Source organism: Ruegeria sp. HKCCD6157 (assembly GCF_013110685.1).
Lineage (GTDB): Bacteria > Pseudomonadota > Alphaproteobacteria > Rhodobacterales > Rhodobacteraceae > Ruegeria.
On sequence record NZ_WVRB01000001.1, the window covers coordinates 1,949,361 to 1,972,425 of the forward strand.

The window sequence follows — 23,065 nt, forward strand, 5'->3', positions numbered from 1 at the left end:
CGATATGCGTAAACTACTTCTCACCCTTCTTTTCCTGCCTTCCACGACCTTTGCCCAGCAGGCCGGATGGGGCAGTGTCGGCCAGCAAGAGGAAAAAGGTTTTTCCTGGACTGCGCCACTCTGGCCCGATTTCTGGATGGCCTGGACCCCGGCGACACTTGCCGTATTTGTCGGCATCTTTTCTGCCATCGCGCTGATTGGCGTTCTTGAGGGCTTCAAGTATCGCGATGGCATAGAACGGCGCGGTGTACTGGGGCTGACAACCACATTGGGCGATCGGCTTTTCATCACCCTTCTGGGGTCCGCCTATATCTTCCTCGCATGGCTGGGCATTGTCGGGCAGCCGGTATGGACACCTCTTTTCTTGTCTATCGGCTGGGGCGTTTTTGTGTTCTGGAAAGTTTAGACTTTGAGAAATCGCGAAAGGATGCTTGTCTGGCAGGCATACTAAACATGACAACACCGAGATCGATGCGAAAGAAAAAGACAACAAATCTGCTGACCGAGGTTGAACTGGAGTTCATGAACGAGCTCTGGGCCCTCGGGCAAGGCTCGGTGCGAGATGTCCTGGACCGCCTGCCTTCGGAACGCAACCTGGCCTATACATCCGGTGCCACGATCCTGCGTATCCTGGACGAGAAAGGTTTTGTGGAAAGCCGCAAGACAGGAAAGACCCTGATCTACACGCCGCTTCTGGAAAAGGACAGATATCAGGCCCGTTCTCTGCAAAACCTGTCCCGCACTCTGTTTGACGACACACCCGCCACACTGGTGGCCCGGCTTGTCGATGATGCGGGGCTGAGCGAAGCCGACCTGGAGGAAATTCGAGCACTGGTAGAAAGGAGACTGCAAAATGACAGCGGTTAGACCGGTTCTCGACACATTTATCGAACTCAACATCGTGCTGGCCTTGTCAGCCGTCATCTGGCTGGCAGCCCGCGCAGCCATGACCCGAACAGCCCTGCGCCACAGCTATGTCGCGCAGTTGCGTGCGCTCAAGGCGCTGTGCGTGTGCGTACTGATCAGCCCGTTTCTTGCGTTCGGCGTGTCATCATTTGCCTCTTTCGCATGGCCGGGCAGCGCCATGGCGCTTGGCGACATCGCCGTTGCCGCCTATCTGCGCGGCGATATCGCGATGCCCGCCACCCAGTTCGAGGCCTTGCTGAACACCCGTGAACGGTGGGTGGACCTTGCATTGTCAGGGCAACAGCCGGTGATCACTGCCCTTGTAACGCTGCTTGTTTTGGTCGCCGCCGTGTTTGCGGCCCGCGCTCTGCGGGACGCGGCGATGATCCGTCAGACAGTCAAATCCAGCTTTCTTTGGCGGCAGTCGGCCAAGGTTGACATCCGTCTTTCTGACCGCATCACCGTACCCTTCGCCGTGCGCGGATTGCGCCGTCGCCACGTCGTACTGCCAAGCCACCTGCTGGATACCCCGCACGAACTGCGCTTTGCGTTGGCGCACGAGCTTCAGCATGTTCGGGCCGGTGACGTGGAATGGGAACTGGGCTTTGAAATGCTGCGCCCGCTGTTGTTCTGGAACCCAGCCTATCTGATGCTCAAATATCAGTTTGGCCGCTTGCGTGAACTGGCATGTGACCAGTCCGTGGTGACCCGCAAACGGATCGATGCGCGCGAATACACTTCCTGCCTGCTGGATTACTGCGCGCGTACGATCTCGGCAAACAATCCTCGTGTTCTGAATGTCGCGTTTGTGACGGGCGGCAAGGCCAAGCGCGTGCTGCGTCAGCGCGTGCTTGCATTGACCGATGCACAGCCGGCGGTGCCCACCCTGCCCGCTCTGTTCCTTGGGATGGCACTGACCTTCGCCACCCTTCTTGCATTGGGGTCTGCGTCGATCCAGCAAACGCAGGACTGGAGCCATGACCGCCTGATGCTGTCAACCGTGGTCAATCTGGAACGGCTGGAAGCACGCAATCAGGGGAACTGATCCGACCTGATCACCAGCCGCGACGCCCGAACAGCGAATGAAGCCGACCCTGATCTGAAAAAGGCTCGAGCGCTTGCGAGCGCTCCAACCGCGCCACGACCCGCGCGACCATAACCCAGCCTATGACTGCAAAGATGACGCCTCCAAACGCCTGCCCCAGCAGAACGCCGGATGCGCCGGCGATCTGTGAACCAATCGTCGCGAAAACCCAAGTGCCGATAGTGTGACGACCCCAGTTTATCCATGTGGAATAGACCGGATGCCCCAGATTGTTGAAGCTGGCATTTGTCACGAAGATCACGCCATTGAAGAACGAAGCCAAAGCCAACGGGCCGCAGAACAGATAGATCAGACTTCGGGTTTCGCCCTCGGCTGCGAACAGATCCGCAATCGGTGCGCGCAGCAAAAACAAAATGGCCGACATGCAAACGACATAAATGGCCGTGAACTTGATCCCTGCCAGAAAGGCAGCGCGCACGCGATCGAACTTTTCGGCCCCGAAATTCTGCCCGATGATTGGCCCTATCGCGCCGGACAGAGCGAAGATGACCGAAAACGCCACTGGCAAAAGGCGCCCGATCACCGCCATGCCCGCAACCGCGTCCGTTCCATATTGCGCGATTTCCCTGACAACGATTGCATTGCCGATCGGCGTGGCGACATTTGTCAGAACCGCTGGAATTGCAATCGCCCGCACGGGGCGCAAATCCTTTGCAACCTGCTTCAGTGAAGGGCGCGCAAATCCCCGATGCACCCGATGCGCTGGCCACAACGCTGCCCCCAGCATGCACAGCCGCGCCAGGACCGAGGCGATAGCGGCCCCATCCAGCCCCAGCCCGACCGCAAAGATCAGTATCGGGTCCAGAACCGCATTCACCACCCCGCCGTAGATCGTGGCCATCATTGACCTCCGCGCATCGCCATGGGCGCGCAGCACCGCCATCGCCGTCATCGCAATGGACATCACGAACATGGTCGGAAGGATGATCGACACATAACGCGTCGCCAGCCTCAGAACCTCTCCTTCCGCGCCAAGCAAGGACAGCAGAGAGCTGATATTCAACAAGACCAGGCCCGAGGTTGTCAGCCCGGCAATCAGCCCGATAACGGCCACACTGGACGCGTAATGCCGTGCTTGTTCAGCCCGCCCGGCCCCCAGTTCGCGCGCGACCAGCGCCCCGGCGGAAATCGACAATCCGATATTGATCGCGTTGGTGAAAAACAGCAGCGTCCCGGCATAGCCCACCGCCGCCGCCAGCGCATCGTTGCCCAACATCGAGATGAAGATCATATCGACAAAGTCGACGGCAAAAATGGCCATCAGGCCAATGCTGGTGGTCAATGACATGCGTGTCACATGCAGCATCAGACTGCCGCTCAGAAACACCGCTTTGCTTGCCGATTGATCCGCCAAAACCTTGCTCGCCCCACTTGTTCGACCCCGACGGGCCTTTGATGCCGTTGCGCCCAGCAAGGGAATGCCCCGGCCAACGCTGAAGCAAACTCACGCGTTTCCGGGGCATTGTACACAAGTTATTTTCAGGACCGGCTAGAACCCACGGGGATCAGACAAAACAGTTCACGTAGTTCTCGAGGGTTTCCTGGCGCCCCGAGCGCGGCGTTGGATTGAGATCCTCAGCCAGCACCCGCGCTGCAATCTCGTCAAGACCAGAGGTCAGCATTGCCTGCGCCTCGGGCGTATTCCAGCCCGCGTACCGATCAGCCAGCGCCTGTTCCAATCCGCCATCTTCGATCATCGCTGCCGCTGCTTTCAGGCCCCGGGCACAGATATCCATCCCGCCCACATGCGCGGCGATCAGATCTTCGGCATCAATCGACTGCCTGCGCAGCTTGGCATCGAAATTGGTGCCGCCGGTGGTAAACCCACCCGCCTTCAGGATGTGGTAATAGGCCAGCGCAACCTCGGGGGTGTTGTTGGGGAACTGATCCGTATCCCAACCCGATTGATAGTCGTTCCGGTTCATGTCGATGGAGCCCAGCATCCCCTCGGCCGCGGCTACGGCTATCTCATGTTCAAAACTGTGCCCCGCCAGGATCGCGTGACCCTGTTCGAGGTTCAGTTTGACCTCATTCTCAAGCCCATATTTGCGCAGGAAACCAATGCAGGTCGCGGCATCGAAATCATATTGGTGCTTTGATGGCTCCTGCGGTTTGGGTTCGACAAGGATCGCACCTTTGAACCCGATCTTATGCTTGTACTCGACCACCATGTTCAGGAACCGGCCCATATGATCCAGCTCTGTTTTCATGTCGGTGTTGAGCAGCGTCTCGTATCCTTCGCGCCCACCCCAAAGCACATAGTTTTCGCCGCCCAGCTTGTGGGTGGCATCCATGCAGGATTTCACCGTGGCGGCAGCAAAGGCAAAGACGTCGGGATCGGGATTGGTGCTGGCACCGCCCATCCAGCGGCGATGGCTGAACATGTTGGCCGTACCCCACAACAGCTTGGTGCCGGATGCCTGCATCTTTTCACCGAAATAGTCGGTGATCTCGTTCAACGTGCGCAGATTGTCGGCGAAGTTCCCCTGTTCAGGTCGGATATCGGCATCATGCCAGCAGAAATAGGGCTGTCCCAGAATCTGGAACATCTCGAACGCGATATCGGCCTTCATCTTGGCGCGGCCCATGTCATCCTGTGGATGCCAGGGGCGCTCGAAAGTGGGGCCGCCAAACGGATCCCCGCCCTCCCACGCGAAGGAATGCCACCACGCCACGGCGAAACGCAGGTGATCCTCCATGCGCTTGCCCAAGATGATCTCGTCCGGGTTGTAGTGACGGAATGCGAGCGGGTTCTTGCTGTCCTCGCCTTCAAATTGGACTTCTTCAATTCCCTGAAAAAAACCGCTCGTCATTTCGCTTACCTCATTCCGTCTTTTCGCCGGGCTTTTTGCCCAGAATGATCATCGACAACAGATCGTCATCGGTGACGTCTGCGATATCGACTGTTCCAACCAATTGCCCGTTCTTCATGACCGAGGCCCGGTCACACAGCTCCATCACCGCGTGTACATCATGGTCGATCAGGAAAATCCCGATCCCCTGCGCCTTGAGCTGTTGGATCAGGTCTGCCACCATCTGTGTTTCGTGCGGGCCAAGTGCGGCCGTGGGCTCGTCCATGATCAGGATACGCGCGTTGAAATACACCGCCCGTGCAATGGCCACCGATTGACGCTGACCGCCCGACAGGGCCGAGACCGGATCATTGAACTTCTGAAAGTTCGGGTTCAGCTGCGCCATGATCTTGCGGCATTCCGCCTCCATCGCGGCGTCGTTGACCAGACCAAAGGGCGTGACCATTTCGCGGCCCAGAAACAGGTTCGAACTTGCATCCAGGTTGTCCGCCAGCGCCAGCGTCTGATAGATCGTCTCGATATTGTTCGCCCGCGCGTCGCGGGGGTTGTTGATCTCGACCTTCTTGCCGTCGATCAGGATTTCGCCATGGTCCATCTGATAGGCGCCCGAAAGAACCTTGATCAGGGTGGATTTGCCGGCCCCGTTGTGGCCCAGAAGGCCCACGACCTCGCCTGGGTAGAGATCGACCGACACATGGTCTACCGCCTTGATACCCCCGAAAGAAATCGAGATATCGCGCATTTCCACCAGCGGAGGCTGGCCCGATCCGCGACCCGAAGTCCGGTTCTGTGTTTCTTGTGCTTGCATCATTTCGCCCCCAGACGTTTGCGATAGACGATGTCGATATAGACGGCCAGAACCAGGACGGTGCCGACGACGATATTCTGGAACGGCGCATCCACGCCAACCATGGCCATGCCGGATTGCAGCGCCTGCATGATCAACGCGCCAAGGATTGCGCCGTAGATCGTTCCGATGCCGCCGGACAGCGCCGTTCCACCGATGACGGCAGCGGCAATCACGCGAAGCTCATCCAGCGTTCCGATATCATTCGAGTGGTTGGCCAGACGGGCCGAGGCCACAACCGCCGACAGCGCGCACAGGAACCCCATCAGGGCAAAGATCTTGACGGTCATCAAACGGGTGTTGATGCCCGACAATTCAGCCGCGTCCGGGTTGCCGCCAGTGGCAAAGATGTAACGGCCAAAGCGGGTTTTGCGGGCCACGACGGTCAATGTCACCGCCACAATGATCAGGATCAGGACCGAGATCGGAATGCCGTAGCCGACAACCAACCCCTCGGGCATGGTCTCACCCCGCGCTTCGAACATACGTTCCAGACGGCGTGTCGGGATGGCATAGCTGTTGACGATCAAGACATAGCCCATGATGGCGATGCCAATGATCCCGGCCAGTGTTGTTTCAGCCCAGACCGGCTTTACAGGGAATCCATGAGCGGCTTTGGACCGGCGGCCGCTCCACAACGCCCAGATCGCAACAGCCGTGGCGGCAAGGCCGAACAGGAGGCTGACGGTTGTTCCCAAGGTTCCGTTTGTCCCCCCAAACATCAGAAACGTGCTGTCCAGCGGGCCGATCGTCTGTCCGTCGGTCATGTACCAGGCGACGTTGCGCCAGACCAGAAAACCACCAAGCGTCACGATAAAGGCTGGGATGGTCAGGTACCCCACCATCCAACCGTGGAACGCGCCGATCAATGTGCCGACCACAAGGCCAACCACCAACGTGATCGCCCAGGTCGCCGGGTGGTTCAAACCCATTCCCAGTACGTTGGGCAACAGCTCGGTCTGGGTCATCGCCATCACGGCAGATGTGGTCGCCAGCAGCGCCCCAACCGACAGGTCAATGTGGCGCATGACGATGATGAACACCATGCCGCAGGCCATGATCGCAACCGAGACGGTCTGGATCGACAAGTTGAACAGGTTTCTGGGCGTCAGAAAGCGGCCATCCGTCACGATGTTGAAGCCAATGCACAGGATGATGAAGGCGCCGATCATGCCCAATAGCCGCATATCCAGTTCCAGTTGCTGAAACAGGTTGGCCTTTGCTTTTTGGGGTACCGGCTGAGACGAAGTTTCGGTCATATCCGATCTTTCATGTTCAGCTATGATCTCTGGCCCGCCCTTGCGGGCCAGAGATATTATGGTTTGGAACTTGGTTTAGTTACAGGGTGCAGGGCCGTTTTCGACGCCCTGACACAGGTCTTCCAACGGAATCCAGCCAGCATCGACCACGACGGACAGGTTGTCTTTGGTGATCGGTACAGGCGCAAGGAAGACCGAGTTCATCTCAGTTCCGCCGGGCGAAGTCCATTTGATGGCACCTTCAATGTCCTCGGGGCTTGTCCCGTTGCTCAACGCAACTGCAATTTCACCGGCAGCTTTGCCCAGCTCACGCGCATCTTTCCAGACAGAAACGGTTTGCGTACCCTTGGCAACCCGGTTCAGCGCCGCGTGATCGCCATCCTGACCCGAGACCGGAATGCCTTCCATGCCCTGCGCGGTCAGGGCTGCAACAACACCGCCGGCAGTACCGTCATTCGAGGCCACGACGGCATCAACGTTGTTTTCGTTCGCGGTAAGGATCTGTTCCATGTTGCGCTGTGCGTTCGCAGGCAGCCAACCGTCGGTATAAGCTTCTCCCACGATGACGATATCGCCGCTGTCAACGGCGGCCTGGATGATCTCTTGCTGACCGCCACGCAGGAAATCCGCGTTCGGATCCGTGGGCGAGCCCTTGATCATCACATAGTTGCCTTTCGGCATCGCCTCGAACACCGCGCGGGCCTGCATCCGGCCAACTTCAACGTTATCGAATGTCAGATAGAAGGCACGGTCATCTTCGATCAGACGGTCATACGCGATGACCGGAATGCCTTCGTCTGCCGCCGCCTGCACTGCCGGGCCGATAGCCTGGGAATCCTGCGCCAGAATGATCAGCGCATCAACGCCCTGGGCAATCAGACTTTCAATATCCGACAATTGCTTGGCAGAAGAAGATTGGGCATCAGACGAGATGTATTCCGCACCGCCCGCTTCCAGTGCAGCCTTGATCGCCGCTTCGTCGGTCTTCCAACGCTCTTCCTGGAAATTCGACCAGCTTACGCCGACCGTGGGCTCTGCGAATGCAGCTGTCCCCATCAGGACCGCCACTACAGAGGCGCTGAGAATTCGTTTCATGATTTCCTCCCGGTTTCATTGAGCCATCGTTTCATGATTCGTGGCCCCGATAATTCTGAGTAGCATATTTATTTCAGTCGGTAAAATATTTATGCTATCGGTAACTGAAAAAACCACCTAGGTTGAAACAGGGATCAGATTCGCGAGGGCAAGATGCTGAAAAGCAAAGCTTCTTCAAATGCCACGGACCAAAGGAACGTCACTCGCCTGCGCGTTCTGGAGAAAATCCGGGCCACAGGAACCATTTCACGAATCGACATAGCCACCGCGTTGGAGACGAGCCCAGCGACCATCACAACCGCCACTGCCGATCTGCTGTCTGCCGGTCTGATTGCGGAAATAGAAAGCGAAACACCTTCCAAATCAGCGCGCCGCGGCAGACCGCGGGTACAGCTGAAACTGAATGGCGCGTCACATCTGATCGCGGGCGTGAAAGTCGCCCGCCAGCAGGTTTCAGTCATACTCGTGGATTTCGAAGGAACCGAAATCACTTCGTATACGCATCCGCTGGACCAAGCCCGCATGGCCCCGGATGCGTTTGCCAAGAAGATCCGCGCCGTGCTTGATCAGGCCTGCGCCTCGGCAAACCGATCCCTTGCCGATTTGTCAGGTGTCTGCATCGGCATCGCTGGCCTTATCGATGCAAATCGGAACTTCGTGCATTGGTCATCTTCGCTGACAGAACGAAATGTGGATTTGAGCCCGCTGTTGTCCGAGGTGCTCCCCTGCCCCGCCTTCATCGAAAACGACGCCAACCTGGTCGCAAAGGCGGAACAGCTTTTTGGATTGGGAAAAGGGCTGAAAAATTTTTTGGTTGTTACGATCGAACACGGCATCGGCCTGGGCATCGTTCTTGATGGCAAGCTTTATCGCGGTGAGCGCGGATGCGGCGCAGAATTCGGGCACCTCAAAGTTCAGTTGGACGGCGCCTTGTGCCAGTGCGGCCAGCGCGGATGCCTCGAGGCCTATGTGGGGGAATACGCCTTGATCCGCGAAGCCACGATCTCCAGTGAAGCAACGGATCCCCGCACTCTTGTCGATATACTTGCAGCAGCAAAAGCCGGCGACGCTCGATCCATTTCCGTTCTGGCCCGCGCGGGCCAAATGTTCGGGATGGGAGTTTCGAACCTGATCAATCTGTTCGACCCCGAGTGCATTATCCTGTCCGGCGCCAGAGGCCGATTTGATTATCTGCATTCAGACGAGGTGATGGCACGTGTCCAAAACGGCGTCGTCAGCGTCGACGCGCCGTTGCCGGAAATCAAGGTCAACCACTGGGGCGATTCAATGTGGGCAAAAGGGGCAGCGGCTTATGGAATTGAACAAGTCTCTATCCTGAAGGTCAGGGAACTGGCGGCTCATGCGAACTAAGATGGCAATCTTGCTTGCGGCAGGTTCCGCTGCCGCTGCGGACACCGTTCCACCCCGCTTTCAAAAGGTGGAAACCCCCGGCCATGTTTACGATGGCGGCTGGGAACATTTCGTCGGCGGGGGTGTCGCGGTCTTCGACTGCAATGATGACGACCGCCCTGAAATGTTCGTGGCAGGCGGATCAAGCCCAGCGCAATTGTTCATCAACACATCCGACACAGAGGTCCGTTTTCTTCAGGATACGCCCGGCCATCTATCCTTGACCCGTGTGACCGGCGCATACCCGGTGGATATTGACGGCGATGGGTTCCTGGACCTTGCGGTTTTGCGCGTAGGCAAAGACCTGTTGCTTCGTGGCAAACCGAACTGCGCGTTCGAGCCGTTCACGGCACTGAGTTTTCAATCTCAGGACCATTGGACAACCGGCTTTTCCGCCACTTGGGAACGTGGGCAAACCCTGCCAACGCTGGCCTTTGGAACCTATGTCGACCGAAGCAATCCGAATGGACCTTTTGAGGCTTGCGGGCCGACGCTTTTGTACCGACCCCAAGGCGAAAAGTATGGCGATCCTGTCCGTTTGGAACCCGGTCACTGTTCCCTGTCGATCCTGTTTTCCGACTGGGCGCGCACGGGTCGCGCGGATCTGCGTGTCAGCAATGACCGCCACTATTATGTGCGTGGCGGGCAAGAGCAATTGTGGGCCATGGAAGACACCCCGCGCCTGTACAGCGAGGCCGATGGATGGCTACCCTATTCGATCTGGGGCATGGGGATCGCCTCGCGGGATCTGACCGGTGACGGGTTTTCCGATGTTTATCTGACGTCCATGGGGGACCAGAAATTCCAGGTTTTTGATCCTGCACCAGATGGGCCGACATGGCGGGATGCAACCTACGACCGTGGAACAACGGCACACAGGCCACATGCAGGAGGAGACGGCCGCCCCTCGACCGGCTGGCATGCACAGTTCGGGGACGTCAACAATGACGGGCTGGACGACATTTTCGTCGCCAAAGGCAATGTTGAGCAGATGCCCGACGCGGCGCAGAACGACCCCAACAATCTGTTGATGCAGACTTTCACCGGTCAGTTTGTCGAAACAGCATCACAAGCTGGTGTCGCGTCCATGGCAAAGTCCCGCGGCGGGGCTCTGGCGGATTTCAACGGGGATGGATGGCTGGATTTGGTGGTGGTCAATCGCGGCTCGGACCTTGAGGTTTTCCAGAATGAACCGACGACCGGCAACTGGCTCATGATTGATCTCGGCCAGAGCCACCCCAACAGACAGGCAGTCGGCAGTTTTATTGAAGTCAAGACGCCCGAGGGCATTCAAACCCGTGAAGTGACCATTGGCGGGGGGCACGCCAGCGGAATTGCCGGGTTCCACCACTTTGGTCTGGGAGACCTCGAAACCGCAGAAGTACGGGTGATCTGGCCTGATGGTGAACATGGAGATTGGCAGAAGGTAGATGCCAATCAGGTGATCCGCCTCAGCCGTTGATCATTGATCGACGGGCAATCCGCTGGGAACCGATTGGGGAACACCCAACCGAACTGCCGGATCTTCCAGCGTGCCCAGAAAACTCAGGATGGCATCGACCTCGTCATCACTCAGGTCGATGGGCGCCAGATCGTTTGACGCAGCTATGGCTTCGACATGCCGGGGATCAAGCAAAGCCTTTTGATCCTCTGCCCCGAAAAACTCTGGCAGGTCAGCCATTTCGATGGCGTAGTTCCGCAAAGCGGAAACCGGATCCAGATGATGACGCACGACATCCTCAAGCCGTGCGTAGGCACCGCTGTGGCCATATGGCGCCGTCAGGGTCACGTTGCGCAGCGAAGGCGTGCGGAATGCGAACGCATCATCCTCGTCGCCCGTGACGCGCAGTCGCCCGTCATCCCGCACATGATTTTCGAAACGGGCTGATTTTCCGGGGCCGATCTGAGGCATGGCGATGGAATAGAACCCGTGATCGGTCTGGAACCAGCCGGAATGGCAGGCACTGCATCCAGCCTTTCCGTAGAACAGCTCCATCCCCAGCTGCGCTTGTTCGGGCAGCCTGTCTTCGCCTCGCATCGCACGATCAAACAGGCTGTTGTCAGCCCGCCACTCAAACGCGATGAAATCGGCAATGACATTGGCGATTGCGGTAAAGGAGATGTCTTCTCCGGGCGCAATGTCATTAAATCGCCTTTGATACTCTGGTATCGCCGCCACGCGCGCGGCGATCAGATCCCAGGCGCCACCCTCTTGGGTCAGCAAGCCGAGTCGTACGGCCTTGCTCACCTCGTTTTCAGAATAATGCCCCGCCATTTCGTCAGGTGACAGCACCGGAAACATCGCCTGCGCCGCCAAAGCCGATTTGAACCCCGGCCTCATATGCGTCCCCAACGGGGTTCTGATGCCATTGGGCTGTGACGGATCCGCCTCGAGGCGACCGTCATGGAAAAACGTCGTGAATCCCAGCGCTCCGAGGTTCCACATCGCGGGCGAGTTCCTGGGAATGCGCTGTTCGGGTCTGTTGTCTTGTGTGACCTTGCGCTGACCACCCAGCCCAGCCCCACCTTCGCCGATACCCAGTGAAAGCCCGTCGGACGTTCCCAGCTTCGGATGATGACAGGTTGCGCAGCTGATGTTCTTGTTGCCCGACAGGATCGGATCGTAGAACAGCAGTTGCCCCAACTCTGCGTTTGAAAAGTCAGGTTCGATGAATTCAGGTTTCGGACCAAGGTCTTGCGCCTGAGCAACTGAAAGCGACATCCAGATGCCTACGGCATGTGCTGCAATCTGAAGTCTCATGATCGTTCCTCGGAAATCTCAAGTGTCAGAGTTTGTTGATACGGGTTGTCCGGCGTATGGATGACGGTCGGGAACGCGGGGACATTCACGGCGTTCGGATATCCTGACGGTTCAATGCACAGCCCCGCACACGGGCTAAATCGGCCTGACAGATGTGCTCCGGCATAGACCTGTGCACCGGGTTGATCTGAATACAGGTTCATCTTCAATCCCGAAGGTGCTGTGACCTCTGCGACCGGATGATCATGGGTTCCACCGTCATCAAACACAAAATAATGGTCCAGCTCGCGCCCCTTTGCCCCGACGGTGCGTGTCAACGCGAAATCTGGCACACTGTCGCCGACGGCTGAGATATCTCCGGAAGGAACGGAACGCGCGTCCAGCTCCAGCACCCGGTTCGACCTCAGCCTGAGCCGGCAGTCCAGGATATCCTCAGGACAGCCCAGAGTGTAATAATTGTGCTGCGCGATGCTGATCGGCGTCGGGCGATCCGGGCGCGCCCTGATTGTGTAGATCAGACGCGGACAGGTCAGTTCGACATGCACCTCGAATTTGACTTCACCGGGAAAACCGCCTTCACCTTCAGGTGAAGTCAAGGACAGAACCGCCTGATTTGGAGAGGTTTTCACGATATCCCAGTATTTGCGCGACAGCCCGCTCGGACCACCATGCAGCGTGGTCGGCCCTTCGTTTGCTGTCAGGTGATGAACGCGCCCCTGCAATGCAAACTGTGCCCCGCCGATGCGGTTGGCCACTCGCCCGACCATCGCGCCAAGGTAGAACGGGTCCGACAGGTAATCCTGCGGGTTTTCGTAGCCCAATACCAAAGATGTTTCGTCAAGCCACCAGCCTTGCGTGATTGCGCCATAGTTCAACAGGGAAACGGACATGTTGCCGTCTTCCAGAAGGACCTGCTCGATAGGCATGGATTTGGGATCAGCCATCAGCGCGCGGCCAAAGGGGACAAAGCAGCATAGTATTCGCGATACCGCTGATATTCCGCCTCATATGCGCTGGACAGCTCGACCCGAGGTTCGACACGCTCAGCGACTTCCGGGGAAAGCATGACATCCCCGGGGTCGGCGCCCCGCACAGCACAGGCAGCAAGACGGGCCGCGCCGATGGCGGCACCGAACTCACTTCCCTTGGGCAGAGCAAGCGGTGTGTTCAGAACTGTGGCCAATGTCTCCAGCCAAAATCGCGACCGCGCCCCGCCACCGACGACCAGCAGACTTTCGGGCTTGGTGCCCGTGCTTTTGAGCGCCTCCAAACAATCGCGCATGGCAAAGGAAACTCCCTCCATCACGGACTGGGTCAGATCAGCGGGTTCCGATGCAATATCCAGGCTCAGGAATGCTCCGCGTATGGCGCTGTCGTTATGAGGCGTCCGTTCACCGGACAGGTACGGAAGGAAGGTGATCTTTGACGGCCCCTTCACCGAATCCGGCAGGGTCGATGCCAGCGTGCCGACGGGTTGACCGAGGTGACGGGACAGCCAGTTGAGACTGTTGGTGGCCGACAGGATCACACCCATTTGAATCCAGCGATCCGGCACCGCATGGCAAAAACAATGAACGGCTGTTTCCGGCGCGGGCGCATAGCTTTCTTTTGCGACAAGCAACACACCCGACGTGCCCAAGGAAAGAAATCCGCTGCCCTCGCCAATACTTCCGATACCGCAGGCCGCCGCCGCATTGTCACCGGCCCCGCCGGCAACCACGACGGGCCCGGTCAGGCCCCATTGCCCGAGGATCTCTGACCGCAGTTCTCCGCCTGCCGAACTGCCTTCAACCAGCTCTGGCATTTGGTCCCGGCGCATGTGGCTTAGATCCAGCGCGGTTTCCGACCATTCACGTTTTCCAACGTCCAGCCATGCCGTACCGGCGCTGTCGGACATGTCGCTGACATAGGAACCGGTGAGCCAGAAACGCAGATAATCTTTCGGAAGCAACACCTTGGATGTCTTCGCATACATGTCAGGCTCATGCTCGCGCACCCATTCCAGCTTGGGTGCGGTGAAGCCCGGAAAAACGATGTTCCCGGTGATCGCGCGCATCGACGGCAGACCATCCAACTCCGCAGCTTCCTGCGCTGATCTCGTGTCGTTCCAAAGGATACAGGGCCGCAGCACACTGCCATCCCGATCCAGCAACGTGGCACCGTGCATGTGGCCGCTCAGACCAACGCCGCGCACCGCAGAAAATGCGGAACCGTTCAACGCGCGTAATTGAGCAACGACGTTTTGGCAGGCCTCTACCCAATCGGACGGATCTTGTTCCGACCAGCCGGGATGCAAAATCGATGTCTCGACACCTGCTTCGGCTTCGGCGACGACTTTGCCCTCTTCGCTGACCACAATTCCCCGAAGACCTGACGTCCCCAAATCCAGACCGAGATACACGCGATTTCCCCCTTCGTATGCCGCACGGATCGCGGGCGCAGCAAAGCGCACCCCAAGCCGATGTCGGACCTTACCAGCACAGTTTGCGCTAACACAACAATTCTAAACAAGAGATGGCCGGTATTTTTGCGGGCCGCCTCACAGAATGCGCGAGATCATCGACAAACCCGATCATGGTTTAACTGAACTCAGCTGGACCGGAAAATTTTTCGAATTGCCTGACGCGGATTTCACGTAAACAGTTCAATCAGTTCTCGGCCCGCTGATTTCGTTTTGACTGACCCTCTAGAAACGAAATCAGCCTCAGGAAGGAATGCGTGGAATGCAGTCAAATGCCAAGGTTGTCGTCGTTGGAGGCGGATGCGTTGGGGCTTCGGTTCTTTATGGTCTGACGCAGCATGGATGCACAGATGCAGTCATGCTGGAGAGAACGACGCTGACCTCCGGCTCTACCTGGCATGCGGCGGGTCTTCTGGTCACCTTCGTGCGGTCCCACAACGTTTCGAAGATGACGATGGAGACCATCCGCATCTATTCCGAAGTCGAAAAGAAGATCGGCGCCTCGGTCGGGCTGCGCCAGGTGGGACAGTTGCGCGTTGCCAATACGCAGGAACGCTGGGACGAGTTCCTGTCCTATGTCTCGATTGCCGAAGCCGCCGGTGTGCCCTGCAAGCTGCTGACGCCAGAGGAAATCGCCGAACTGCACCCTCTGCTCAACCAATCGGAACATATTCGCGGCGGCATCCTGCATACCGAGGACGGCTATGTGAACCCTGCCGACATCACCATGGCGATGGCCAGGCTGGCGCGCGAGAAAGGCGCCAAAGTGTTTCAGAACACCGAAGCGCAGGCTTATGAAAAACTGGAAAACGGTCGTTGGAAGGTTACAACCAATCAGGGTGAGATCACTTGCGAACATCTTGTCTTCGCGACCGGAAACTATGCCCGCGAAAACGCGCGCCGTGTTGGTCTGGATCTGCCTTGCATTCCAATCGTTCACCAATATTGGACAACCGAAACCGTTCCGCTGCTGAAAGAACGCCGCGCGCAGGGGTTGCCCGAGTTCCCGATCCTGAGGGATGAAGATTACGGTGCCTATCTGCGCGAAGATGTGGGCGGCATTCAGTTCGGTCCTTATGAGTTCACCAAAGACCTCAAGCTATTTGCCGAAGATCGCGTGCCGCCTGACTTTGGTGCCGACCTCTTGCCCGAAGATTTCGACGCGGTCCAAACGCAGTGGGAACGCGCCATCGAGCGGGTTCCAACACTTGCAGAGGTGGGTATCAAGGCCAACACCCGAGGTCCGTTCCAGATGACGCCGGACGAGTTGCCGCTTGCGGGGCCTGCGCCGGGGTATGAAAACCTGTGGCTGGCCGAAGGCATGCCCGGCGGCATATTGTGGGGTGGCACTGTCGGTGAACGCCTGGCCCGCTGGATTGTCGATGGGGATCCGGGCATGGACATGTCTGAACTCGACCCACGCCGTTTTTCGGATTACGCGTCCAAGCGGTGGACCATGGACAAGGTGCGTGAAACGTGGGGGACCCACATGAACGCGCACATTCCCGGAGAAGACTTTCCCGACGCGCGCCCGATGAAAACGATGGGGTCCTACGACCTGCTGAGCGCCCACGGTGCCGTCTGGACCAGCTTCAACGGATATGAGTTTCCGCGCTGGTTCGCCAAATCGCGCGAGGAAGCTGTTCCGGAACATTCCTTCCGTCGCACCAACCACATCGAACGCGTTCAGGAAGAGGTGCGCACCACCCGTGACGTGGCCGGTTTCATCGAGATGTCGCCGATGACCAAGTTCACCGTGCGCGGACCCGAGGCCGCCGAATGGCTGGATGGCCTCATGGCGAACAAGCTGCCCAAAGTGGGGCGAATGACCCTGTCGCTTTTGTTGAACCCAAAGGGCAGCATGGATGCGGAATATACGGTCGTCCGCCATGCCGAGAATGATTTTTACCTGGTTTCCACCCCGAACTGGCGCGCCTACAACTGGGATCAACTGCGACGTTTGCTGCCCAATGACAGCTCTGTCCTTCTTGAAGATGTTTCAGAACAATTGGGCGTGATTGCTCTGGCTGGCCCCAAGGCACGAGAGATCCTGCAACCATTGACCGACAATGATCTGTCGAACGAAACCTTCCCGTGGCTTTCTGCGCAAATGGGTGAAGTGGGGTACGCCAAGGGCGTTCATCTGCTTCGCGTGTCCTATACCGGCGAGCTTGGGTGGGAACTGCATCACCCGGTCGGTTACAACCGCCATCTTGTCGACCTGCTGCTGAAGGCCGGTGTGAAACCTTTCGGGCTTGAGGCACTGGAATCCATGCGTCTTGAAAAATCCTATCGCTCCATCAATCGCGAAATTTGCAAGGACATGACGCCATACGAGGCCGGCCTTGATCGGTTCGTGGTAACTGATGGTCGCGACTTCATAGGCAAGGCTGCTCTTTTGAAACAGAAAAAGGATGGCGCGTACCGGCGGTTGGTCACGCTGAAACTGCCCTTTGGCGAAACATCGGTGATGTTTGACGAGGGTGTCTATGCTCAGGGCAAGCTGATCGGCCGTGTCACCTCGGGCGGGTTCTCTTATTATTGCAACCACGACATTGCGATGGCACTAGTGCCACAGAATATGACGGCGCCCGGAACAAAATTGCAGGTGCTGGTCCACAATGAGATGCGCGACGCCGTGGTCATCGACACATGTGCTGTCGATCCCGCAAACACACGCCCGCGCGCTTGAGTGCGAAAACAGAAAGACGGGACTCGAACCGATGACCGAACAACCGACAAAAACGCTTTCACTTGCCGAAGTTCGGGACTTGGCCAAATCGGTTCTTGTTTCTGCCGGAGCGGACACGCGCAGCAGTGATGTACTTGCCGATATCGTCACCCGGTCTGAACGGGACGGCCCGCGCAGCCACGGGTTGCGCATGTTGCCGGTCTATGTCCAAAGCTTCACGTCCGGCTATGCCAACGGGCACGCGAAGCCCAAGACCGAAAAGGTTGCCCCGGGCGTTTTGCGCTGTGATGCCGACAACGGGTATTATCAGGTTGCAGCGGCAGCAGCCCGCGAGGACCTGATCGCGATGGCCCGGGAAAACGGGATTGCCGCGTTCACCTGTGCGAACTGCCACCATCTGGGTGCGTTACGGTTTGACACCGAACCTTTGGCCGAAGCCGGCTTGGTGGCCTTTGCCGTGATCAACTCGTTGTCCATGGTGGTTCCGCAAGGTGGGGTTCGCCCGGTTTTTGGCACCAACCCCATGTCTTTTGCCTGCCCGCGTGACGGCGACGCGCCCGTGGTCTGGGATCAGGCCTCGTCCATGGTGGCCCTCATGGATATCCGCATGGCCGCTGCCGAGGGGCACGACCTGCCCCGCCCTGCCGGTCTTGATCCCCAAGGCGAGCCCTCAACAGACCCGAATGCCATCCTTGAAACCCGCAGCCTATTGCCGTTCGGAGAGCATAAGGGGGCCGCGATCGCCTTCATGGTTGAGGTGTTGGGCGCAGCACTGGCCGGTGGGACCCTGTCCATGGACAACAAAGAGCGCGAATCCTTCGCCGCCCTGAACATCAAAGGTGGTGCGACCCTGATTGCCATCGATCCCACCCGGTTCGGCAACGTGGCCTTCAACGAATATGTCGCCCGCATCTGCGCCGAGATTTCCGGCAACGGATCCGCCCGGGTTCCGGGGGACGGTCGCCTTGCAAAACGGGCAGCCGCCGAAGCCCATGGCATCGACGTGAGCACCGAGGTTCTGGCCGCACTTGGCTGAAACTGAAATCACCCGCCATCGAATGGCCGGACAGCACCTGCCCGGCTTGCCAACCAAGCCACTCAATGGCCGCCGAAATAGGCCTCGAGCAAGCGTTTGTCATTTCTCAGTTCGTCAGCTGTACCCGACGTCTGCATCCGCCCGGACTCCAGCACATAGATGCGGCTGGCAAGCGACAGGGCAAAATTGGCATTCTGTTCCGTGATGACGACGGTCAGCCCGTATTCCTTGTTCAGCTGACGGACGACTTCGGCAATCTCGTGACAGATCTTCGGGGCAAGACCGATCGTCGGCTCATCGACAAGCAGCAGTTCCGGGCTGGTCATCAAAGCCCTGCCAAAGGACACCATCTGCCTTTCCCCGCCGGATTGGGTCGACGTCTCCTGCCCTTCCCGTTCTTGCAGACGCGGGAAAAGACTGTGCACCATCTCAAGGTTGTTTTCGATATCGTCTCGTGCGGTGAAGGCCCCCACCATCAGGTTGTCGCGCACGGACATATAGGGAAACAGGTTGAACCGCTCGGGCGCATAGCCCACCCCGTGACGCACGATTTCCGAAGGGCTTCGACCGGCAAGGCTGTGCCCGCGCAAGCGGATGTCGCCTTCGATTTTCACAAGGCCCATGATGCTGTCCAACAAGGTGGATTTACCTGCACCGTTCGGGCCGACCACGGCGACAATCTCACCGGGCTGCACCGTGATCGAAATATCGGTCAACGCCTGGGCCTTGCCGTAAAACGCGGACAGGTTCTCGATTTCCAGATAGGACATCAGACGCTCCCCAGATACGAGGCCTGAACGGCCGTGTCGTTCATCACGTCGCTGAACGCGCCTTCGGCAATCATGGTGCCCCGCTCGATGGCGATGGCACGGTCGATCAACGGTTCCAGCGCCGGCAAATCATGGCTGACGATCAAAAAGGTCATCCCGTCCTTGCGCATGGATTGTATGAGATCGGAAATCTGCGCGATTTCACCAACCGTCAGACCCGCAAACACCTCGTCCAGCAACATGACACGCGGTGCGGTGGCCATGGTTCGGGCCATTTCGAGCTTGCGCAGATCACCCATGGCCAGTTCGGCGGGTGAGCGGCTCAGATCCGTTTCCGTGAACCCGACACTCAGCGCGAGCTCTTTTTCCCTGTCCGTATCCGGCGGCGAAACGATCATGCGCCAGATGTCGTCCGGCATCAGGCCCACCCTGATGTTTTCTGCAACACTCATGTCGCCGAACGGCCGAGGTATCTGATAGGTTCTACTGACCCCGGCCCGGATACGCTGAGGCGTCGACAGTGCCGAAATCTCATTGCCGAACAGCTCAATCGTACCGCTGTTCTGCCGCAATTCGCCCATGATCTGGCTGAATACCGTCGTCTTTCCCGCGCCATTCGGACCGATCAGGCCCAGCGACTCTCCTTCTTGCAGGGAAAAGGACAGATCATTCGTGGCCACCAGCCCGCCGAACCGTTTGACGAGACCGGAAACTTTCAGCGCAACGGTCATGCCACCCCCCCTTTCCGCAGTCTTTGAAAGCCGCGTTGTACAAGTTCAACCAATCCCTTCGGCTGATACATGTAGAGAAGCAGTGCGATGGCACCGTAGACGAAATACCGTTCAGCCCCGGGAAGCACGGGGCGCAGGTATTCCAGAAGGAACGTCATGAAGAACGCACCGATCATGGGGCCGATGATGGTCGATGTTCCGCCCAGCAATGCCGCCACGATGATGGTGAAAAGAAAGTTGATGTCAAACAGCGCGCGGGGCGCAAGTGAGCCCAGGTAATGGACATAGAACGCTCCGCCCAGACCGGCGATGAACGCGCTGGTCAGAAACGCAAAGGCCTTCAACCTCGTGGTGCTGAGCCCCGAACCGCGCACGCTTTCTTCATTCATCCCGATGGCGGCCAGTGCAGTGCCCAGCCGGGTTTTCATCAGCAGCCACATGCTGACCGCCACGCCGAGCATCAAGGCCGTGGACAGGTAGTACCCGTTTGTCGCGCCGCGTGTCAGAGTTTGAATTCCCGACATCCCGCGTGTACCGCCGGTCAGATCCGGGCGGATCACCTGAACCAGCTGATAGAGCAGTTCCATGAAAGCCAGCGTGACCAGCGCGAAGTAGCTGCCGCGAATGCGCAGTGCTGGCAACAACACAATCAGGCCCGCGATCATCGTAACCAACACGGCCACAGGGATTGAGATTTCGACCGGCACGTCAAACCGTTTGGTCAGGATGGCAGTCGTATAGGCCCCGATACCGATCAGGAAGGGATGCCCGAAACTCACATACCCGGTCCTGCCCGACAGCACATCCCAGCTGATGGCGAAGATGGCCAGATAGTTGGCAAAGATCATCGTGCGCAGCGTCCCGTTCGAGACGACCTGGGGCAGCAGCAGCATCCCCGCAATCAAGCCGCCCCAAAGGACAAAGTGAAACCAGCGCAGACCCATGTTACAACTCCTCGCGGCCGAACAGGCCCTGCGGTCGCGTCACCAGCACGCCGATGATCAGCAGCATGGTGAAGACGCCACGCAGTTCCGGCGCCAGGGTGGCGACAACGATGACTTCGAGAAAGCCGACGATATGAGCAACGACCAGCGTGCCGATGATCGACCCGATGCCGCCCACAATGACGACGGCCACCGAGATGATCAAAGGCGCAACCCACATTGACGGCGAAAGCTGCGTATAGCTGGCGAAAAACACGCCGCCCAGCGCACCCAGTGCCCCTGAGATACCCCATGTGATCAGGTTGATCCGATCGGGGTCGATCCCTGAAATCGCGGCCCCCTTGGCGTCCATCGACACCGCCTGCATCGCCCGCCCCGTATGTGTCAGGCGGACAAAAGCATACAGGCCCAGCAAAACGGCCCAACTGATCAGCGTTGCGATCAGGATATTATAGGTGACGGACGCTCCGGCCACGTTGATCACGCCCGGCACGATCGGCAGCAGGATCTTACTGCTGTCGCCAAAGACAAGAACGATCCCGGCCTGAATCACGACCGCCAGGATCAAAGTCGATATTTCGACGGCTACGTGATCCCCTTTCAGGGTCTTGACGATCAGGCGGTATTTCAGAACCCCCATCAGAACGCCCAGAACCACGGCCACCGCAACGCCCATCAGTTTTGGCATTCCCAGCGTCTGGGACACCCAGAAATACATATACCCGCCGACCATCAGATAGGCACCGTATGCCAGGTTCAGGACTCGACCGATGCTGAAGATCAGCGTGAAACCCATTGCGATAAGCGCATAGAGACCGCTGAGCAAAAGCCCCTGGATCAGTATTTGCAACATGTAAGGATCCCTGGCTGCGGGTGCGCGCGCCCGCGCACCCATTTCAAGCTAAGCGAACGGACAGGTTACTGTTTGACCCAGCTTGGCAAAGTGAATTCACCCGTCGCGTATTTCTCGGGATAGACAACGGCGGCGGTGCCGTCCTCGTACCATTGGACCACGACCATTGACGGAGCGGCATCGTCGAACGGCTCGGACAGGTCAAAACGGATATTGTGCGGGTAAGTCCGGCCTGTCACGGGCTCTACCTCGTCATCGCCCCAGAAGGCGTAACGCAGCCACAACTGGCCATCCAGTTCCAGAACCAGATCCTGTTTCTTCATCGCATCGGCCCAGCCTTCGACATTGTCGAAACCGCCGGCCTCTTCGGCTGCGGCCATCGCCTGTTTCAGCCCATGATAGGCATTGAACCCGTTGAAATGCGGCAGCAGCGGGCGGCTGTCATACTTCGCCTGATAGGTATCGACAAACTCCTGGCTGGCCGGATCGAGCCGAAACCCGACCGAAGGGATCGGAGACAGAGTCGAGATACCGCCACCGGCACCGCCCGTATCTTCCCAATACTCCATACCCAGCGCAGCGACGTTCACGCCCGTCATCGCCATCGGCACCTGGAGTTTCACGTATTGCGATGACACAACCTGCGAATTGACCGACGAGACCTGATAGATGAAGTCCGCCCCGGTGTCCTGCGCACGGCTGAAGATCGGAGCGAAATCGACGGTGGCGACGTCATAAGTGATGATGTCTTTGACCTCGATACCCGCAACCGGTGCAAGCGCTTCGGTGACAAGGCCGGTGATCGCCTCGCCAAAGGCCGTATCTTCCGCCAGAATGACGACGGAATCCCACCCCATCTTTTCCTTCAGAACATCCGCGCCAAAGTTGATGTACAACGTGGCCAGAGCCTCATCCGAGGCGATGTTCATGAAATAGGGCGCCATGCTTTCAGGGTCTTCGACCACCATGTCGATGATGCCGATGTAGGATGTCCAGGTGTCAAGCGTCGGAATCCGGTACTCCTGCATGCGGGGCAGCCACCCCAGCGACACATCGTCAATCGAGCCCGAGATGATGAAATCGACCTCTTCCGTTTCCGCAAGGTATTCATAGGCCCGGATGCCTTCGGTCGGGTCCTGTCCGGTATCCGCCGAGACCAGGGTGATCTGTTCGCCCATCACGCCGCCATTTGCGTTGAGCTCTTCAATCGCAATCTCGGCCCCGCGCAGCGTCGACAATCCGGTGTCCGAGGAAAGCGACCCAATGAATCCTACCTTGATTTCCGCTCCGGCCGCCGAGGCCATGAGCGCGATGCATGTTCCGCTGAGCAGCGCTGTCTTGATCATCACATTAGCTCCCTGTGTCTCATTATGCCTTCCTGT

The 23,065-nt window shown here is 58.3% G+C and carries 20 protein-coding genes; 7 read left to right on the forward strand and 13 right to left on the reverse strand.

Translation table 11 applies throughout. The annotated features are described in order from the left end of the window. Positions 1 to 4 precede the first annotated feature (4 nt). From GS612_RS09420 to GS612_RS09430, 3 genes are all read left to right on the forward strand, one after another. Entirely contained in the window at positions 5 to 406 is a 402-nt protein-coding gene (locus GS612_RS09420; RefSeq protein WP_171119507.1) for a DUF2160 domain-containing protein, read from the forward strand. A 65-nt stretch (positions 407 to 471) separates the two neighbouring features. Next, positions 472 to 867, forward strand: a complete 396-nt coding sequence (locus GS612_RS09425) for a BlaI/MecI/CopY family transcriptional regulator (RefSeq protein ID WP_170346648.1) — start codon at positions 472 to 474, stop codon at positions 865 to 867. Further along, positions 854 to 1,951: a M56 family metallopeptidase gene (locus tag GS612_RS09430; protein ID WP_171639751.1), complete on the forward strand. Its 1,098-nt coding sequence runs from the start codon at positions 854 to 856 to the stop codon at positions 1,949 to 1,951. The genes GS612_RS09425 and GS612_RS09430 overlap by 14 nt, the downstream gene beginning before the upstream one ends. A gap of 10 nt (positions 1,952 to 1,961) precedes the next feature. Here GS612_RS09430 and GS612_RS09435 read toward each other — a convergent pair whose 3' ends face one another. From GS612_RS09435 to xylF, 5 genes are all read right to left on the reverse strand, one after another. Then, complete coding sequence (locus GS612_RS09435) at positions 1,962 to 3,299, reverse strand: MATE family efflux transporter (RefSeq protein WP_253286112.1); 1,338 nt, start codon at positions 3,297 to 3,299, stop codon at positions 1,962 to 1,964. Positions 3,300 to 3,516: 217 nt separating this feature from the next. Next, on the reverse strand, positions 3,517 to 4,824 hold the full coding sequence (gene xylA / locus GS612_RS09440; protein WP_171639753.1) for a xylose isomerase: 1,308 nt from the start codon (positions 4,822 to 4,824) through the stop codon (positions 3,517 to 3,519). A 10-nt stretch (positions 4,825 to 4,834) separates the two neighbouring features. Continuing rightward, positions 4,835 to 5,632, reverse strand: a complete 798-nt coding sequence (locus tag GS612_RS09445) for an ATP-binding cassette domain-containing protein (protein WP_171228451.1) — start codon at positions 5,630 to 5,632, stop codon at positions 4,835 to 4,837. After that, complete coding sequence (locus tag GS612_RS09450; protein ID WP_152457516.1) at positions 5,632 to 6,930, reverse strand: sugar ABC transporter permease; 1,299 nt, start codon at positions 6,928 to 6,930, stop codon at positions 5,632 to 5,634. Before GS612_RS09450 ends, GS612_RS09445 begins: the two co-directional genes overlap by 1 nt. A gap of 75 nt (positions 6,931 to 7,005) precedes the next feature. Beyond that, on the reverse strand, positions 7,006 to 8,025 hold the full coding sequence (gene xylF / locus GS612_RS09455) for a D-xylose ABC transporter substrate-binding protein (protein WP_152457515.1): 1,020 nt from the start codon (positions 8,023 to 8,025) through the stop codon (positions 7,006 to 7,008). A 153-nt stretch (positions 8,026 to 8,178) separates the two neighbouring features. Here xylF and GS612_RS09460 point away from each other — a divergent pair, with 153 nt between their 5' ends. Together GS612_RS09460 and GS612_RS09465 are read left to right on the forward strand one after the other, a co-directional pair. Continuing rightward, the gene (locus tag GS612_RS09460) at positions 8,179 to 9,396 is read left to right on the forward strand and encodes an ROK family transcriptional regulator (protein WP_171639754.1); all 1,218 of its coding nucleotides are present in this window, start codon (positions 8,179 to 8,181) and stop codon (positions 9,394 to 9,396) included. 1 nt (position 9,397) lies between these two features. Beyond that, on the forward strand, positions 9,398 to 10,897 hold the full coding sequence (locus GS612_RS09465) for a CRTAC1 family protein (RefSeq protein ID WP_253286113.1): 1,500 nt from the start codon (positions 9,398 to 9,400) through the stop codon (positions 10,895 to 10,897). On the opposite strand, the gene GS612_RS09470 is transcribed toward GS612_RS09465, so the two are convergent. From GS612_RS09470 to xylB, 3 genes are read right to left on the reverse strand one after another with little or no spacing between them, the layout of a single operon-like run. Further along, positions 10,898 to 12,196, reverse strand: a complete 1,299-nt coding sequence (locus GS612_RS09470) for a cytochrome-c peroxidase (protein ID WP_253286114.1) — start codon at positions 12,194 to 12,196, stop codon at positions 10,898 to 10,900. After that, a complete protein-coding gene (locus GS612_RS09475; RefSeq protein ID WP_171639756.1) occupies positions 12,193 to 13,140 on the reverse strand; it encodes an aldose epimerase family protein in 948 nt (315 codons plus the stop codon). The genes GS612_RS09470 and GS612_RS09475 overlap by 4 nt, the downstream gene beginning before the upstream one ends. Further along, on the reverse strand, positions 13,140 to 14,597 hold the full coding sequence (gene xylB / locus GS612_RS09480; protein ID WP_171639757.1) for a xylulokinase: 1,458 nt from the start codon (positions 14,595 to 14,597) through the stop codon (positions 13,140 to 13,142). The genes GS612_RS09475 and xylB overlap by 1 nt, the downstream gene beginning before the upstream one ends. Before the next feature lie 322 nt (positions 14,598 to 14,919). Between xylB and GS612_RS09485 the strand changes: the two genes are divergently transcribed. Together GS612_RS09485 and GS612_RS09490 are read left to right on the forward strand one after the other, a co-directional pair. Then, on the forward strand, positions 14,920 to 17,349 hold the full coding sequence (locus tag GS612_RS09485) for an FAD-dependent oxidoreductase (RefSeq protein ID WP_171640018.1): 2,430 nt from the start codon (positions 14,920 to 14,922) through the stop codon (positions 17,347 to 17,349). Between the two features lie 31 nt (positions 17,350 to 17,380). Further along, positions 17,381 to 18,385: an Ldh family oxidoreductase gene (locus GS612_RS09490; protein WP_171639758.1), complete on the forward strand. Its 1,005-nt coding sequence runs from the start codon at positions 17,381 to 17,383 to the stop codon at positions 18,383 to 18,385. A 62-nt stretch (positions 18,386 to 18,447) separates the two neighbouring features. On the opposite strand, the gene GS612_RS09495 is transcribed toward GS612_RS09490, so the two are convergent. From GS612_RS09495 to GS612_RS09515, 5 genes are all read right to left on the reverse strand, one after another. Then, positions 18,448 to 19,155 (reverse strand): ABC transporter ATP-binding protein, encoded by a 708-nt coding sequence (locus GS612_RS09495; protein WP_152457508.1) that lies wholly within the window; start codon positions 19,153 to 19,155, stop codon positions 18,448 to 18,450. After that, positions 19,155 to 19,886 (reverse strand): ABC transporter ATP-binding protein, encoded by a 732-nt coding sequence (locus GS612_RS09500; RefSeq protein WP_171119617.1) that lies wholly within the window; start codon positions 19,884 to 19,886, stop codon positions 19,155 to 19,157. The genes GS612_RS09495 and GS612_RS09500 overlap by 1 nt, the downstream gene beginning before the upstream one ends. After that, a complete protein-coding gene (locus GS612_RS09505) occupies positions 19,883 to 20,830 on the reverse strand; it encodes a branched-chain amino acid ABC transporter permease (protein WP_171231917.1) in 948 nt (315 codons plus the stop codon). Before GS612_RS09505 ends, GS612_RS09500 begins: the two co-directional genes overlap by 4 nt. 1 nt (position 20,831) lies before the next feature. Next, positions 20,832 to 21,683, reverse strand: coding sequence for a branched-chain amino acid ABC transporter permease (locus GS612_RS09510; RefSeq protein WP_171613569.1), 852 nt, complete (start codon positions 21,681 to 21,683; stop codon positions 20,832 to 20,834). Between the two features lie 65 nt (positions 21,684 to 21,748). Then, positions 21,749 to 23,029, reverse strand: a complete 1,281-nt coding sequence (locus tag GS612_RS09515; protein WP_171170476.1) for an ABC transporter substrate-binding protein — start codon at positions 23,027 to 23,029, stop codon at positions 21,749 to 21,751. Positions 23,030 to 23,065 lie beyond the last annotated feature (36 nt).

Coding starts and splice junctions, on each gene's coding strand:
- GS612_RS09465 (WP_253286113.1), top strand. CDS start 9,398: ATGGCAATCTTGCTTGCGGCAGGTTCCGCTGCCGCTGCGGACACCGTT.
- GS612_RS09490 (WP_171639758.1), top strand. CDS start 17,381: ATGACCGAACAACCGACAAAAACGCTTTCACTTGCCGAAGTTCGGGAC.
- xylA (WP_171639753.1), bottom strand. CDS start 4,824: ATGACGAGCGGTTTTTTTCAGGGAATTGAAGAAGTCCAATTTGAAGGC.
- GS612_RS09430 (WP_171639751.1), top strand. CDS start 854: ATGACAGCGGTTAGACCGGTTCTCGACACATTTATCGAACTCAACATC.
- GS612_RS09515 (WP_171170476.1), bottom strand. CDS start 23,029: ATGATCAAGACAGCGCTGCTCAGCGGAACATGCATCGCGCTCATGGCC.
- GS612_RS09450 (WP_152457516.1), bottom strand. CDS start 6,930: ATGACCGAAACTTCGTCTCAGCCGGTACCCCAAAAAGCAAAGGCCAAC.
- GS612_RS09420 (WP_171119507.1), top strand. CDS start 5: ATGCGTAAACTACTTCTCACCCTTCTTTTCCTGCCTTCCACGACCTTT.
- GS612_RS09460 (WP_171639754.1), top strand. CDS start 8,179: ATGCTGAAAAGCAAAGCTTCTTCAAATGCCACGGACCAAAGGAACGTC.
- GS612_RS09510 (WP_171613569.1), bottom strand. CDS start 21,683: ATGTTGCAAATACTGATCCAGGGGCTTTTGCTCAGCGGTCTCTATGCG.
- GS612_RS09425 (WP_170346648.1), top strand. CDS start 472: ATGCGAAAGAAAAAGACAACAAATCTGCTGACCGAGGTTGAACTGGAG.
- GS612_RS09500 (WP_171119617.1), bottom strand. CDS start 19,886: ATGACCGTTGCGCTGAAAGTTTCCGGTCTCGTCAAACGGTTCGGCGGG.
- GS612_RS09435 (WP_253286112.1), bottom strand. CDS start 3,299: ATGTCATTGACCACCAGCATTGGCCTGATGGCCATTTTTGCCGTCGAC.
- GS612_RS09470 (WP_253286114.1), bottom strand. CDS start 12,196: ATGAGACTTCAGATTGCAGCACATGCCGTAGGCATCTGGATGTCGCTT.
- GS612_RS09485 (WP_171640018.1), top strand. CDS start 14,920: ATGCAGTCAAATGCCAAGGTTGTCGTCGTTGGAGGCGGATGCGTTGGG.
- GS612_RS09505 (WP_171231917.1), bottom strand. CDS start 20,830: ATGGGTCTGCGCTGGTTTCACTTTGTCCTTTGGGGCGGCTTGATTGCG.
- GS612_RS09475 (WP_171639756.1), bottom strand. CDS start 13,140: ATGGCTGATCCCAAATCCATGCCTATCGAGCAGGTCCTTCTGGAAGAC.
- GS612_RS09495 (WP_152457508.1), bottom strand. CDS start 19,155: ATGTCCTATCTGGAAATCGAGAACCTGTCCGCGTTTTACGGCAAGGCC.
- xylF (WP_152457515.1), bottom strand. CDS start 8,025: ATGAAACGAATTCTCAGCGCCTCTGTAGTGGCGGTCCTGATGGGGACA.
- GS612_RS09445 (WP_171228451.1), bottom strand. CDS start 5,632: ATGCAAGCACAAGAAACACAGAACCGGACTTCGGGTCGCGGATCGGGC.